Annotated in this window: 13 protein-coding genes; 2 read left to right on the top strand and 11 right to left on the bottom strand. The window is 67.8% G+C overall.

Annotation, left to right across the window (positions count from 1 at the left end; all coding sequences use genetic code 11):
* Window positions 1–37 precede the first annotated feature (37 nt).
* From rbsK to GQ56_RS0110600, 11 genes are all read right to left on the bottom strand, one after another.
* Window positions 38–964: a ribokinase gene (gene rbsK / locus GQ56_RS0110655; protein ID WP_031398637.1), complete on the bottom strand. Its 927-nt coding sequence runs from the start codon at window positions 962–964 to the stop codon at window positions 38–40.
* The gene (locus GQ56_RS0110650; RefSeq protein ID WP_031398636.1) at window positions 961–1,992 is read right to left on the bottom strand and encodes a LacI family DNA-binding transcriptional regulator; all 1,032 of its coding nucleotides are present in this window, start codon (window positions 1,990–1,992) and stop codon (window positions 961–963) included. Before GQ56_RS0110650 ends, rbsK begins: the two co-directional genes overlap by 4 nt.
* A 35-nt stretch (window positions 1,993–2,027) precedes the next feature.
* A complete protein-coding gene (locus GQ56_RS0110645) occupies window positions 2,028–3,047 on the bottom strand; it encodes an ABC transporter permease (protein ID WP_031398635.1) in 1,020 nt (339 codons plus the stop codon).
* Entirely contained in the window at window positions 3,044–4,657 is a 1,614-nt protein-coding gene (locus GQ56_RS0110640; RefSeq protein ID WP_031398634.1) for a sugar ABC transporter ATP-binding protein, read from the bottom strand. Before GQ56_RS0110640 ends, GQ56_RS0110645 begins: the two co-directional genes overlap by 4 nt.
* Before the next feature lie 148 nt (window positions 4,658–4,805).
* The gene (locus GQ56_RS0110635; RefSeq protein ID WP_031398633.1) at window positions 4,806–5,756 is read right to left on the bottom strand and encodes a sugar ABC transporter substrate-binding protein; all 951 of its coding nucleotides are present in this window, start codon (window positions 5,754–5,756) and stop codon (window positions 4,806–4,808) included.
* Between the two features lie 265 nt (window positions 5,757–6,021).
* Window positions 6,022–6,408: a DUF805 domain-containing protein gene (locus GQ56_RS0110630; RefSeq protein WP_052007244.1), complete on the bottom strand. Its 387-nt coding sequence runs from the start codon at window positions 6,406–6,408 to the stop codon at window positions 6,022–6,024.
* 375 nt (window positions 6,409–6,783) lie between these two features.
* The gene (locus GQ56_RS0110620) at window positions 6,784–7,710 is read right to left on the bottom strand and encodes a CysB family HTH-type transcriptional regulator (RefSeq protein WP_006484201.1); all 927 of its coding nucleotides are present in this window, start codon (window positions 7,708–7,710) and stop codon (window positions 6,784–6,786) included.
* A 75-nt stretch (window positions 7,711–7,785) separates the two neighbouring features.
* The gene (locus tag GQ56_RS0110615) at window positions 7,786–8,844 is read right to left on the bottom strand and encodes a sulfate/molybdate ABC transporter ATP-binding protein (RefSeq protein WP_031398631.1); all 1,059 of its coding nucleotides are present in this window, start codon (window positions 8,842–8,844) and stop codon (window positions 7,786–7,788) included.
* A gap of 13 nt (window positions 8,845–8,857) precedes the next feature.
* Window positions 8,858–9,802, bottom strand: coding sequence for a sulfate ABC transporter permease subunit CysW (gene cysW / locus GQ56_RS0110610; protein ID WP_031398630.1), 945 nt, complete (start codon window positions 9,800–9,802; stop codon window positions 8,858–8,860).
* A complete protein-coding gene (cysT, locus tag GQ56_RS0110605) occupies window positions 9,799–10,692 on the bottom strand; it encodes a sulfate ABC transporter permease subunit CysT (protein ID WP_031398629.1) in 894 nt (297 codons plus the stop codon). Before cysT ends, cysW begins: the two co-directional genes overlap by 4 nt.
* 123 nt (window positions 10,693–10,815) lie before the next feature.
* Window positions 10,816–11,853: a sulfate ABC transporter substrate-binding protein gene (locus GQ56_RS0110600; RefSeq protein ID WP_031398628.1), complete on the bottom strand. Its 1,038-nt coding sequence runs from the start codon at window positions 11,851–11,853 to the stop codon at window positions 10,816–10,818.
* 264 nt (window positions 11,854–12,117) lie between these two features.
* Between GQ56_RS0110600 and lexA the strand changes: the two genes are divergently transcribed.
* Together lexA and GQ56_RS0110590 are read left to right on the top strand one after the other, a co-directional pair.
* On the top strand, window positions 12,118–12,765 hold the full coding sequence (lexA, locus tag GQ56_RS0110595; RefSeq protein ID WP_009689103.1) for a transcriptional repressor LexA: 648 nt from the start codon (window positions 12,118–12,120) through the stop codon (window positions 12,763–12,765).
* Between the two features lie 26 nt (window positions 12,766–12,791).
* Window positions 12,792–13,127, top strand: coding sequence for a hypothetical protein (locus tag GQ56_RS0110590; RefSeq protein WP_031398627.1), 336 nt, complete (start codon window positions 12,792–12,794; stop codon window positions 13,125–13,127).
* Window positions 13,128–13,133: the final 6 nt, after the last annotated feature.

Below are 13,133 nucleotides of genomic sequence, written 5' to 3'. Positions count from 1 at the left end.
CGGCGACGGGCCGGTCGCGCCATGTGATCAGGCCCTGTCAGGCCAGCTCGGCCAGTGTCGGAATCGACGGCTGCGCGCCCGCTCGCGTGACCGACAGCGCCGCCGCGCGTTGCGCGAAGCGGATGGCCGTGTCGATGTCCGCGCCGGCCGCGAGCCGTGCGGAAAAGGCGCCGATGAAGGTATCGCCCGCCGCCGTCGTATCGACGGCCTGTACGGCCGGGGCCGGATAGTGCCGTGCGGCGCCGTCGGCCGTCAGCGCCAGCACGCCGCGCGCGCCGAGCGTGACCAGCACGTTGCGCGCGCCGCCCGCCTGCAGCGCCCGCGCCGCGATCTCCGCCTCCGCCGGATCGCGCACCGGCAGCGCGGTCAGCGCGGCCGCCTCGACCTCGTTCGGGATCAGGTAATCGACGAGCGGCAGCCAGCCGTCCGGCAGCGGCGCGACGGCCGGCGCCGGATTGAGCACCACGGTACGGCCGAGCCGACGGCCGGCCGACAGCGCCGCGAACACCGCGTCCGGCGGCGTCTCGAGCTGGCAGATCAGTACGTCGGCCGACGCCAGCGCGGCTTCGTGCCGCGCAACCGTGTCGGCCGTCACCTCGCCGTTGCCGCCCGCAACGATCACGATCGCGTTCTGGCTTGCATCGTCGACGACGATCAGCGCAACGCCGGTCGATGCCGACGGGCTCGTCGCGAGCCCCGTGCAGTCGATACCCTCGGCTTCGAGGCCCGCACGCAGCGCGGCGCCGTGCGCATCCGCGCCGACGCAGCCGATCATCGCGACCTGCGCGCCGAGCCGCGCGGCGGCGACGGCCTGGTTGCCGCCCTTGCCGCCCGCAGCCTGGGCGAACGCATGCCCGGCGAGCGTTTCGCCCGGCAGCGGCAGCCGCGACGCGCGAACGACGAGATCCATGTTGAGACTGCCGACCACCGTCACGCGGCCGGCGCCTGTCGCGGGCGCCGTCATGCGCGCCCGCCCGGGGCCGGCGGTTCGCGGTAGATTGCCGTCGATTCGCGCAGCACGAGGCGCGGCGACACGACGCGACGGCGGCTCGGCGCGGCCGTCGATCCGCCGCCGATCCGCTCGATCAGCGTCTGCGCGGCCATTTCGCCGAGCGCGCGCACCGACTGGCCGACCGTCGACAGCGCCGGATACGTGTAGCGGGAAAACTCGATGTCGTCGAAACCGATGATCGAGCAGTCGTCGGGCACGCGCATGCCGCGCTCGGCCGCCGCGCGCAGCGCGCCGACGCCCATCAGGTCGTTGCCCGCGAAGATCGCGCTCGGCCGCACCGATTCGAACAGCCGCGACGCCGCGTGATAACCGCCGAGGCACGAGAAATCGCTCTCCGCGATCGCGCCCGGCACGATGTCGATCCCGCGCTCGGCCATCGCGCGGATGAAGCCGTGCACGCGCATCGCGCTGACGGCCGTGTCGGTCGGCCCCGTGATGCAGCCGATCTTCGCGTGTCCGAGTTCGAGCAGATGGCGCGTCGCCAGGTACGCGCCGCGCTCGTGGTCGATCTGCACGAGGTCGGCGGCGAGCCCCTCGATGTTGCGATCGACGACGACGAGCGGCGCATGGGCGTCCGCGAGCGTCTCCGCCAGCACCGCGTCCTCGCCGGCCGACGCGACGATCAGCCCGTCGATCCGCTTTTCCTGCAGCACGCGCAGGTAGTTGCGCTGCTTCACGGGATCGTCGTCCGAGTTGCAGAAGAACACGCAATAGCCGTTGGCCGCGCACTGATCCTCGATGCCGCGCGCAAGCTCCGCGAAGTACGGATTCGTGCTGTTCGGCACGACGAGGCCGATGGTCGCCGTCGCGCGCGCCTTCAGCGAGCGCGCCACGGCCGACGGCACGTAATTCAGCTCGCGGATCGCGCCTTCGACCTTCGCACGCACATCCGCGGACACCGGCCGCGAATTGTTCACCACGTGCGAGACGGTCGTAAACGACACGCCCGCCATGGCCGCCACATCCTTGATCGTCGCCATTTCCCGTTTCTCTCTGGTCTGTTCTGTCTGACTTTCTACCGCACGCGCGTGCGCCGGCTGCGATATGTATCGAGCACGACCGCCACCACGATCACTGCACCAGTGATGATCCGTTTCGTCGGCTCGTTCGCGCCGATCTGCGCCAGCCCCGCGGCCAGCACGGAGATGATCAACACGCCGAAAAACGTGCTGATCACCGAGCCGCGCCCGCCCATCAGGCTCGTGCCGCCGATCACGACGGCGGCGATCACCTGCAGTTCGAGGCCCACGCCCGCATTCGGGTCGGCCGCCTCGAGCCGCGAAATCTGGAACAGCGACGCAAGCCCCGCGAGCGCGCCCATCAATGCGAATACGAGAATTTTATACGGCCTCGGGTTAACCCCTGCAAGTCGCACCGCTTCCTCGTTCGTGCCGATCCCGACCAGGTAGCGTCCGAATACGGTGCGCGTCAGCACGAACTGGGCCGCGAGCATCACCGCGACCGCGATCAGGAACGCCGGCGAGATGCCCAGCGCGATCGGGTTCGACAGGAAATCGAACGCGTCGCCGATATAGGCCGTGCGCGAATTCGTCAGCTGGTACGCAAGGCCGCGCGCGGCCTCCAGCACGCCGAGCGACACGATGAACGACGGAATCCGCCAGCCGACCGTGACCGCGCCCGTCAGTGCACCCGTCGCGGTTCCGACCGCGATGCCGATCAGCGCGGCCGGCAGCGGCCCCCATTGCCATTTCAGCGCGGCGACGCTCACCATCGACGCGGCGAGCGCAAGCACCGAGCCGACCGACAGGTCGATCCCGGCGATGATCAGCACGAAGGTCATCCCGACCGCCATCACGACCAGATCGGGAATCTGGTTCGCGATCGTGCTGAACGTATCGTAGGTCAGGAAATGCGAGCTCAGCACCGAGAACAGCACGATCATCGCGGCCAGTGCGCCGGCGAGCCCGAGATAGTTCGACAGGCCGAGCCGCGTGCCGGACAGCATGCGCGCGCCGCGCCCGGTCGCGGTCTGCCGCGCGTCTGCGTCGGCCGGGGATACGGGAGGCTGGGTCATTGCTGTCGTCCTGTCGTCGAAGTGCCTGGAGCGGCGCCCGGCGCCTGCCCCGCGTCCGGATGCCGCGTGCCGTCCAGCGGCGTCTCGCGGCCGAAGCCGGCGAATGCCGCGGCCAGCAGCGCATCCTGGGTCCAGTTGCCGCGCTCGAACACGGCGGTCATGCGGCCGGCCGACATCACGCCGATCCGGTCGCAGATCAACATCAGCTCGCGCAGGTCGCTCGACACGACGACGAGCGCGCGGCCCTCGCGCGCGAGCGCACCCATCAGCGTGTAGATCTCGAACTTCGCGCCGACATCGATCCCGCGGGTCGGCTCGTCGAACAGCAGCACGCCCATGTCGCGCGCGAGCCAGCGGCCGATCACGACCTTCTGCTGGTTGCCGCCCGACAGTTCGCCGACCGTTTGCGTCGCGCCGTGCGTGCGGATCCGCAGCGCGTCGATCTGCTGCTCGGCGAGCGCGGTTTCGCGCGCGGTGTCGACGATGCCGCCGCGCGCGAGCCGGTCGATCTGACCGAGCGACACGTTCGCGGAGATCGACTGCGACAGCAGCAGCCCTTCGCCCTTGCGGTCCTCGGTGATCAGCGCGATGCCCTGCCTCACCGCATCGACGGGCGAACCGATCCTGACCGGCTGCGGCGGCTGGCCGACCGCGATCGTCCCGGCGTCCGGCGAATCGGCGCCGTAAATCAACCGGAGCAGCTCGGTGCGCCCCGCGCCGATCAGCCCCGAGATGCCGAAGATCTCGCCCGCGCGTACTTCGAGCGAGACATCGCGCACCGCCGTCCCGCGTGCGAGGCCCGACACGACGAGCCGCGGCGCGCCGATCCGGCGCTCGCCGAGATCGATGTGCTCGCCGAGCTCGCGCCCGACCATCAGCGTGACGAGCCCGTCGGACGTCGTCGCCGCCATGTCGCCCGCATGCACGAGCCGGCCGTCGCGCAACACCGCGACACGCTCGGCGACGCGCGCCAGTTCCTCGAGCCGGTGCGAGATATACACGATCGCGACACCGCGCGCCTTCAGCCGGTCGATCTGCTCGAACAGCAGCTCGACTTCGCGCGCGCTCAGCATCGCGGTCGGCTCGTCGAGAATCAGCACGCGGCAGTCGCCGATCAGGTTGCGCGCGATTTCGACCATCTGTTGATGACCGATGCCCAGCGCGCCGACCGGCGTATCGGGATCGATCGCGTCGAGCCCGACCTGCGCCATCGCGGCGCGTGCGTCGTCGCGCAACCGCGCGCGGTCGATGATCCCGAAGCGCCGCGGCAGGCGGTTCAGGAACAGGTTCTCGGCGACGGTCAGCGTCGGCAGCAGGTTCAGTTCCTGCATCACCATGCGCACGCCGAGCGCCTCGGCCTGCGCGCGGCTCGCCGGCGCATACGGCTGGCCGCCGAGCTGCATCGTGCCGGCGGTCGGCTCGACGAGCCCGCCGATGATCTTCGACAGCGTGCTCTTGCCGGCGCCGTTCTCGCCCGTCAGCGCCAGCGCGTGGCCCGGCTCGAGCGTCAGCGTGACGTCGGCGAGCACGGGTTCGGCGTAGGTCTTGCCGATGCCGGATACGGACAGCACGGGAACGGCTGCACGGGAGGGTTGGAAGGTCGGGTCCATCGCGATCCTGGTTGCGGCCGCGCGCACGCGGCGCGCGGGTGTGACGCTCACAAGTGCATGTGCATGCAGTGGCCGTGATCGCGCTCACCCCGGATAACGGCCGCCGTGCCGGATTCTTGAGGATGGCGGCGGCCGCACCCGGGCCGCGTCACTTCGTGACGAGATCCACCGGCGTCTCGACCACGCCCGACATGTCGGCCTGCTTGCGATGCTCGGCGATTGCCTTGAGCGCCGTATCGATGCCGAACACGGCCTGCTTCGCCGCGTACTGGTCGGCGGTCGCGAGCACGCGGCCGTCCTTCAGCATCGGCTTGATCGCGTTGATGTTGTCGTAGCCGACCACGAGCACCTTGCCCTGCTTGCCGGCCGCGCGCACCGCCGACACGGCGCCGATCGCCATGTTGTCGTTGCCGCACAGCAGCGCCTTCAGGTTCGGGTATTCGTTGAGCATTGCAGCGGCGACCGCATTGCCCTTGTCGATTTCCCATTCGCCCGACTGCACCGACACGACCTTCATCCCGCCCGCCTTCATCGCGTCCTGGAAGCCGGCCGTGCGCTGCTGCGCGTTGGTCGTCGTGGATACGCCCTCGACGATGCCGACCTGGTCGCCCGCCTTCAGCCGCTTCGCGAGATAGTCGCCGATCTTGCGCGCGCCCTTGCGGTTGTCCGGGCCGACGAACGGCACGTTCAGGTTCTTCGACTTCAGCACGTCGGGATCGAGCCGGTTGTCGATGTTCACGACGATGATGCCCGCATCGACCGCCTTCTTCACGACCGGCACGAGTGCCTTCGAATCGGCCGGCGCCAGCACGATCGCGTCGACCTTCGACACGATCATCTGCTCGACGATGCGGATCTGGTTCGCGGTGTCGGTCTCGTCCTTGATGCCGTTGGTGATCAGGTCGAACTGGTTCGCGTTGTGTTTCTGGTATTCCTTCGCGCCGGTTTCCATCGTCAGGAAGAACTCGTTGGCGAGCGACTTCATCACGAGCGCGACCTTCGGCTTGGCCGTGGATTGCGCGTGGACGGCCGGGGTGGCGGCAACCGCGACGGCGGCAAGCGCGGCGGTCAGGAAGCGACGGCGAAAGAGGACATTCATACACATCTCCTGGCGACTGGCCCGAGTGGGCCGGATGTTGTTTTAATGTGAGCAAACGTTTGCGCCACACTACCCGGGCAATGGCCATCGATGCTGCTGTCGGTACCACGGAATGGAAGCGAGGCAGACGGCCGACTGCCTGGCGCGTGCTGTCGTCAACGCGCCGCCGCCGGCGGGCCGCCGGCGGCGTGACGGCTATGCTGTACCGATTCGCTTCGGCGCGCAACCTGTCTGATCAATATTTAAGGGTTTTTCTGAGTGCGTATCACACCGGGCCCTGCTGCGCCGGCTCGTCCGCATCGGCCGACGGCGCGTCGCCGAAGCGGTTCGCATGAGGCGTGCCGGCGATGAAGCCGTTCATCACGAACAACGCGAGCACGCCGACGATCGGCACGAACAGCAGCAGCATCCACCATCCCGACTTGTCGATGTCGTGCAGCCGTTTCACACCGACCGCAATCGACGACCACACCGCGACGACCGCGATGACGAGCAGGAGCAATATCGCCGGCAGCGGCAGATTGTCATTCGGCGCACCGCTGGAGCCCGCATCGAAAAGCGCGCCGAGCACCGTGGAAGCCAGCGCGTAGATCCACCACGGCAGGCGCCCGACCCGGCCTTTGAAGGAAAAGAGAAACCATTTCAGATTCATTGCGTTCACCTCATCGTCACGCGTGTTGCGTGCTGCACGCTGCGCGACCGGCTGTCGGGTGTGCCGGTGCGGACACGCAGCGCGCGTTGCCCGATGAATGCGGGCTGGCCGACATTCACGCGCATTGAATCATATCCGCGGACAAACGACCCGCGCGACAGGGCGATGGGGGAAACCGGAACGGCGCGTTCGAACCTGCTGTCTTGTTCTTTTGATGGCAGCGGTACGCGTATCGATCGTCGCCTGGCGCGACGATCCGGGTTGGCAACCGCAATGCGGTCGATGGTTCGACGAACCGGACGACCGCGGAAGGCCGCCCGGCGGGTGGACTGGAGATGCGCGCCCTCCGCGCCGACGGCACGGAGGGTGCGGCCGTCAGACGGCTTCGCGCAACAGCCCTGCGATTTCCGCTTCGTTCAGGTGCGGCGCGAACATCTCGATCAGCCGGTACGCGTACGCACGCAGGAACGCGCCCTTGCGCAGCCCGACCCGCGTCGTGCTCGCTTCGAACAGGTGCTGCGTGTCGAGCGCGACGAGCCCCGTGTCGCGCTGCGGATCGTACGCCATCGCCGCGACGACGCCGATCCCCATCCCGAGTTCGACGTAGGTCTTGATCACGTCTGCATCGATCGCGGTCAGCACGACGTCGGGCACGGCGCCAGCCTGCGTGAACGCCTGGTCGATGTGCGAACGGCCCGTGAAATCCTGGTCGTACGTGATGATCGGATACTCGGCGATTTCCTCGAGCGTCAGGTTCTCGCGGCCGACGAGCGGATGGCCCTTCGGCACGACGACCGTGTGGTGCCACGAATAGCACGGGAACGTGACGATGTCCGGATAGCGGTCGAGCGCCTCGGTCGAGATGCCGAGATCGGCCTCGCCGTTCAGGATCATCTGCGCGATCTGCTGCGGGCTGCCCTGGCGCAGCGCCAGATGCACCTTCGGGAACACGTCGGTGAACTGCCGGATCACCTTCGGCAAGGCGTAGCGCGCCTGCGTGTGGGTCGTCGCGACGACGAGGTGGCCGCTGTCCTGGTCGGCGAACTGGCGCGCGACGCGGCGCAGGTTCTCGGCGTCGAGCAGCATCCGTTCGATCAGCTGGTGCACGGCCTTGCCGGGCTCCGTGAGCCCCGTCAGCCGCTTGCCGCGCCGGATGAAGATGTCGACGCCCAGCTCATCCTCGAGATCCTTGATCTGCTTCGACACGCCGGACTGCGACGTGTACAGCACGTTCGCGACTTCCGTCAGGTTCATGTTCTGGCGCACTGCTTCGCGCACGAACCGCAATTGCTGAAAATTCATGGGTATGCCTCTTAGGCTGTCGTTGTTTGATTGTCGAAACGGAGCGCGTTCCGCCCCCTGCCCCGCATGCCGGCGTCAACGCGCGGGAAACACGCGCACCGCGCGCGGCACGGCCGTCGCACCGTCGCCGACCTGCAGCGACAGCGCCCGCCATGCATCGCGATCGAGTTCCGCCTCGAGCGCGCCGCCAGCCCTCGCCTCCAGTTCCACGCGCACCGACCCGCCGAGCGGAATCACGCGGCGCACGTCCACCGCGATGCCGTCGCGGTGGTCTTCGCCCGCCGGCCAGAGCTGCAGGTCGTGCGGCCGCACGTACGCGTTCGCCGGCCCGGCAAAATCGGCGTCGACCTCGATCGGTGCGGCCGCGCCCTCGGCGACGAAACCGCGCCCGGCGACCGTGCCCGGCAACCGGTTGGCCGCGCCGAGGAACTCGTACACGAACGCACTCTGAGGATGATCATAGACGTCCTGCGGGCTGCCGACCTGCTCGACGTGGCCGCGGTTCAGCACGACGATGCGATCGGCGACTTCCAGCGCCTCTTCCTGATCGTGCGTGACGAAGATCGTCGAGATATGCAGGTCGTCGTGCAGGCGACGCAGCCACCCGCGCAGTTCCTTGCGGACCTTCGCGTCGAGCGCGCCGAACGGCTCGTCGAGCAGCAGCACCTTCGGCTCGACCGCGAGCGCCCGGGCCAGCGCGATACGCTGGCGCTGGCCGCCCGACAGCTCGGACGGATAGCGCTGCGCGAGCCAGTCGAGCTGCACCAGCTTCAGCAGCTCGTGCACCTTGTCGCGAATCGCGGCCTCCGACGGCCGCTCGCGGCGCGGCTTCACGCGCAGCCCGAACGCGACGTTCTCGAATACCGTCATGTGACGGAACAGCGCATAGTGCTGGAACACGAAGCCGACCTGACGGTCGCGCGCGCCGACCGACGCGACGTCGAGCCCCTGCAGCACGACCTGGCCGGCGTCCGCGTGCTCGAGGCCCGCGATCACGCGCAGCAGCGTGGTCTTGCCGCAGCCCGACGGCCCGAGCAGCGCAACCAGTTCGCCGGGCGGGAAGTCGAGCGATACGTTGTCGAGCGCCGTGAAATCGCCGAAGCGCTTCTGAAGGTGACGGACGGTGATACCCATTCTGGTTGCCTCTTTACGATTTCGACGAAACGGCGGCGACGGGGCCGGCGTGTGCGGGAGCGGCGTCGCGCGTGCCGGCCAGTTCGGCGGCAAGGTGACGCTCGGCGATCAGCTTCAGCATGAGCGTGACGAGCGCCAGCAGCGCCAGCACCGACGCCACCGCGAACGCCGCCGCGAAGTTGTATTCGTTGTACAGGATCTCGACGTGCAGCGGCATCGTGTCGGTCTGGCCGCGGATATGGCCGGACACGACCGACACCGCGCCGAACTCGCCCATCGCGCGCGCGTTGCAGAGGATCACGCCGTACAGCAGGCCCCACTTCACGTTCGGCAGCGTCACGCGGCGGAAGATCTGCCAGCCCGACGCGCCGAGCACGCGTGCAGCCTCCTCCTCGTCGGTGCCCTGCGCCTGCATCAGCGGAATCAGCTCGCGCGCGACGAACGGGAACGTGACGAAGATCGTCGCGAGCACGATGCCCGGCACCGCGAAGATGATCTGCACGTCGTGATCCTGCAGCCACGGCCCGAGCCACCCTTGCGCACCGAACATCAGCACGTACACGAGGCCCGAGATCACCGGCGACACCGAGAACGGCAGGTCGATCAGCGTCGTCAGCAGCGCCTTGCCGCGGAATTCGAACTTCGCGATCGCCCACGACGCGCATACGCCGAACACGAGGTTCAGCGGCACGGCGATCAGCGCGACGGTGAGCGTCAGCTTGATCGCCGACCACGCGTCGGGATCGGCCAGCGATTCGAGATAGAAGCCGATGCCCTTGCGCAACGCCTCGACGAACACCGCGGCGAGCGGCACGACGAGGAAGAACGCGAGGAACGCCAGCGCGATGCCCGTGAGCAGCCAGCGCACGACGCGCGACTCGCTGACGGGATCGAGCCGTTTCGCGGCACGCGTGGCCGCCGACGGGTTTTTCAGCACGGCGCTCGTCTCCTGGCTCATTGCTGGCCTCCTGTTGCGACGGCGGTGACGGCGGCGGGCGCGGGGCCGCTCGCGCCCTTGCTCGTCCGGCGCTGCAGATACCACTGCAGCGTGTTGATCAGCAGCAGCATCAGGAACGACACCACGAGCATGACGACCGCGAGCGCGGTCGCGCCCGCGTAGTCGTACTGCTCCAGCTTGGTAATGATGAGCAGCGACGTGATCTCGGATTTCATCGGCACGTTGCCGGCGATGAAGATCACCGAGCCGTATTCGCCGAGCGCGCGCGCGAACGCCAGCGCGAAACCGGTCAGGAGCGCCGGCAGCACGGCCGGCAGCACCACGCGGCGGAACGTCAGCCAGCGCGACGCGCCGAGGCACGCGGCCGCCTCTTCCTGCTCGCGCTCGAAATCCTCCAGCACCGGCTGCACCGTGCGCACGACGAACGGCAGCCCGATGAAGGTCAGCGCGACCAGCACGCCGGCGGGCGTGAACGCGATCTTGATGCCGAGCGGCGCGAGATACTGGCCGACCCAGCCGTTGGTCGCATAGACGGCCGCGAGCGAAATGCCGGCGACCGAGGTGGGCAGCGCGAACGGCAGATCGACGATCGCGTCGACGATGCGCTTGAGCGGGAACGTGTAGCGCACCAGCACCCATGCGACGAGGAAGCCGAACACGGCGTTGATCAGTGCGCCGCCGAGCGCGGCCGAGAACGTCAGCCGGTAGGACGCGAGCACGCGCGGCGACGTGACGGCGGTGACGAACTGGTCCCACGACAGCGTCGCGGTCTTCAGGAACGTGGCGGCGAGCGGAATCAGCACCACGAGGCTCAAATAGGCCACCGTGATGCCTAGCGTCACGCCGAAACCGGGCAGCGCGCTCGGCTTGCGAAAGGTGTACGTCGTCATCGGATGCTCTTGCTGGGTCGATGCAGCTCATGGGTCCGACGCAAACGCCGGCGCAATGCAATTGCGCCGGCGGCCCGTCGGGGATGCGGCGCGCTGTCGTGGCGCGCCGCTGTCGTTATGGCGTTACTGCGGCTTGTAGATCGAATCGAACACGCCGCCGTCCGCGAAATGCGTCTTCTGCGCATTCGTCCAGCCGCCGAACGTGTCGTCGACCGTGTACAGCTTCAGCTTCGGGAATTGCTTCGTGAGCTCCGCCGGCACGTTCTTCGAACGCGGGCGATAGTAGTTGCGCGCCGCGATCTCCTGGCCCTGCGGGCTGTACAGGAAGTTCAGGTACGCTTCGGCCAGCTTGCGCGTGCCCTTCTTGTCCACCACCTTGTCGACCACCGCGACGGGCGGTTCGGCCAGGATGCTCACCGACGGCACCACGATCTCGAACTTGTCGGTGCCGAATTCCTTGACCGACAGGAACGCCTCGTTTTCCCACGCGATCAGCACGTCGCCGATCCCGCGCTGCACGAAGCTCGTCGTCGCGCCCCGCGCGCCCGAATCGAGCACGCCCGCATTCTTGTAGAGCTTCGTGACGAATTCCTTGGCCGTCTGCTCGTTGCCGCCCGGCTTGTGCTGCGCGTACGCCCACGCGGCCAGGTAGTTCCAGCGCGCGCCGCCCGACGTCTTCGGGTTCGGCGTGACGATCGAGATGCCCGGCTTGGTCAGGTCTTCCCAGTCCTTGATCCCCTTCGGATTGCCCTTGCGCACGAGAAACACGATCGTCGACGTATACGGCGACGCGTTGTCCGGCAGGCGCTTCTGCCAGTCCTTGTTGACGAGCCCCTTGTTCGCGAGCGCATCGATGTCGTAGGCCAGCGCCAGCGTGACGACGTCGGCCTGCAGGCCGTCGAGCACCGAGCGCGCCTGCGCGCCCGAACCGCCGTGCGACTGCTTGAAGTTGACGGTCTCGCCCGTCTTCGCCTTCCACTCCTTGCCGAACGCCTGGTTGAAGTCCTGATACAGCTCGCGCGTCGGGTCGTACGACACGTTCAGGAAAGTCGTATCGGCCCACGCATGCGACGCGACGCCCAGCACCGCCGCCGCGCCCAGCGCGAGTGTTGCGATCAGGCGGCCCACTCCGCCCACCAGCCCCGTATTGCGCTTCGCCATCCTTGGTTCTCCAGTGTTGTCGGTATTGCGATGTCGGGCCAGTCTAACGAACGGGTTACATGATTAAAAATAATCGTTCCTTATTTTTTAATACTCAAAAGTGCTAACGCAGACGGGATGGACGGTTGCGGCAGATGAACCGGCGTCAGGACGTCGCGAAATCGCGGCGGAACCGGCGCGATCGCGTCGAACCTCACGTAACACTTGAAATTCGCGGAGTACTGTATAAAAATACAGCTCACTGTCTATCCATACAGTTGAGCCATGACCAAACTCACCGCCCGTCAGCAGCAAGTGTTCGACTTGATCCGCCGCGCGATCGAGCGCTCCGGATTCCCGCCCACCCGCGCCGAGATCGCGGCCGAACTGGGCTTCAGTTCGCCGAATGCGGCCGAGGAGCACCTGCGCGCACTGGCGCGCAAGGGCGTCATCGAGCTGGCCGCCGGCGCGTCGCGCGGCATCCGCCTGCTCGGCATCGACGACGCCCCGCACCAGTTCACGCTGCCGCACGCCGGCCTGATGCAGTTGTCGCTGCCGCTCGTCGGCCGCGTCGCAGCCGGCAGCCCGATCCTCGCGCAGGAACACATCTCGCAGCATTACGCGTGCGATCCCGCGCTGTTCTCCAGCAAGCCCGACTACCTGCTGAAGGTGCGCGGCCTGTCGATGCGCGATGCCGGCATTCTCGACGGCGACCTCCTCGCCGTGCAGAAACGCACGGAAGCGAAGGACGGCCAGATCATCGTCGCGCGTCTCGGCGACGACGTCACGGTCAAGCGCCTGATGCGCCGGCCGGGCGGTCTCGAGCTGATCGCGGAGAACCCCGATTACGAAAACATCTTCGTCAAGGCCGGCAGCGCGGAATTCGCGCTGGAAGGCATCGCCGTCGGGCTGATTCGCTCGGGCGAACTCTGACATTCCGTCTCGCTGAGGAGAACATCATGGAACGCCTTGCCCGCCTGCTGCCTTTCCGCCAATTCGGTCGCCTGCGTCATCTGCGCGGCCGCACGCCCTGCGCGCCGCTATCCGCGGCCGCGCCGGTGCAAGAAGAAATCGCAGTCGAACGGCAGGCGCCCCTGCTGCCGTCGGCGCTCCCCGCTTTCGCTCGGGTGTCGCTGAACGCCGGCCTGAATCACGCGGAACCCGCGCGCCGCGCGCCGGTACGCGTGTATCACGGCCGTTCCCGCCTGATCATGGTCGGCACGATCGATGCCGTATGCCGCATGATCGACCGCTGCATCGCAGAGGAACGATCGGCCGCGCAAAACGGTCTCTGATTGCGG

This window comes from Burkholderia paludis (assembly GCF_000732615.1).
Lineage (GTDB): Bacteria > Pseudomonadota > Gammaproteobacteria > Burkholderiales > Burkholderiaceae > Burkholderia > Burkholderia paludis.
Note: the sequence above shows the minus strand (reverse complement) of the source record. Positions and strands in the feature narration are given on the sequence as shown.

What these genes read in the sequence shown, in the direction of transcription:
- GQ56_RS0110640 (WP_031398634.1), bottom strand. Translation starts at nt 4,657, where the DNA reads ATGGACCCGACCTTCCAACCCTCCCGTGCAGCCGTTCCCGTGCTGTCC.
- GQ56_RS0110615 (WP_031398631.1), bottom strand. Translation starts at nt 8,844, where the DNA reads ATGGGTATCACCGTCCGTCACCTTCAGAAGCGCTTCGGCGATTTCACG.
- GQ56_RS0110590 (WP_031398627.1), top strand. Translation starts at nt 12,792, where the DNA reads ATGGAACGCCTTGCCCGCCTGCTGCCTTTCCGCCAATTCGGTCGCCTG.
- GQ56_RS0110630 (WP_052007244.1), bottom strand. Translation starts at nt 6,408, where the DNA reads ATGAATCTGAAATGGTTTCTCTTTTCCTTCAAAGGCCGGGTCGGGCGC.
- cysW (WP_031398630.1), bottom strand. Translation starts at nt 9,802, where the DNA reads ATGAGCCAGGAGACGAGCGCCGTGCTGAAAAACCCGTCGGCGGCCACG.
- GQ56_RS0110635 (WP_031398633.1), bottom strand. Translation starts at nt 5,756, where the DNA reads ATGAATGTCCTCTTTCGCCGTCGCTTCCTGACCGCCGCGCTTGCCGCC.
- cysT (WP_031398629.1), bottom strand. Translation starts at nt 10,692, where the DNA reads ATGACGACGTACACCTTTCGCAAGCCGAGCGCGCTGCCCGGTTTCGGC.
- GQ56_RS0110600 (WP_031398628.1), bottom strand. Translation starts at nt 11,853, where the DNA reads ATGGCGAAGCGCAATACGGGGCTGGTGGGCGGAGTGGGCCGCCTGATC.
- GQ56_RS0110620 (WP_006484201.1), bottom strand. Translation starts at nt 7,710, where the DNA reads ATGAATTTTCAGCAATTGCGGTTCGTGCGCGAAGCAGTGCGCCAGAAC.
- rbsK (WP_031398637.1), bottom strand. Translation starts at nt 964, where the DNA reads ATGACGGCGCCCGCGACAGGCGCCGGCCGCGTGACGGTGGTCGGCAGT.
- GQ56_RS0110645 (WP_031398635.1), bottom strand. Translation starts at nt 3,047, where the DNA reads ATGACCCAGCCTCCCGTATCCCCGGCCGACGCAGACGCGCGGCAGACC.
- lexA (WP_009689103.1), top strand. Translation starts at nt 12,118, where the DNA reads ATGACCAAACTCACCGCCCGTCAGCAGCAAGTGTTCGACTTGATCCGC.
- GQ56_RS0110650 (WP_031398636.1), bottom strand. Translation starts at nt 1,992, where the DNA reads ATGGCGACGATCAAGGATGTGGCGGCCATGGCGGGCGTGTCGTTTACG.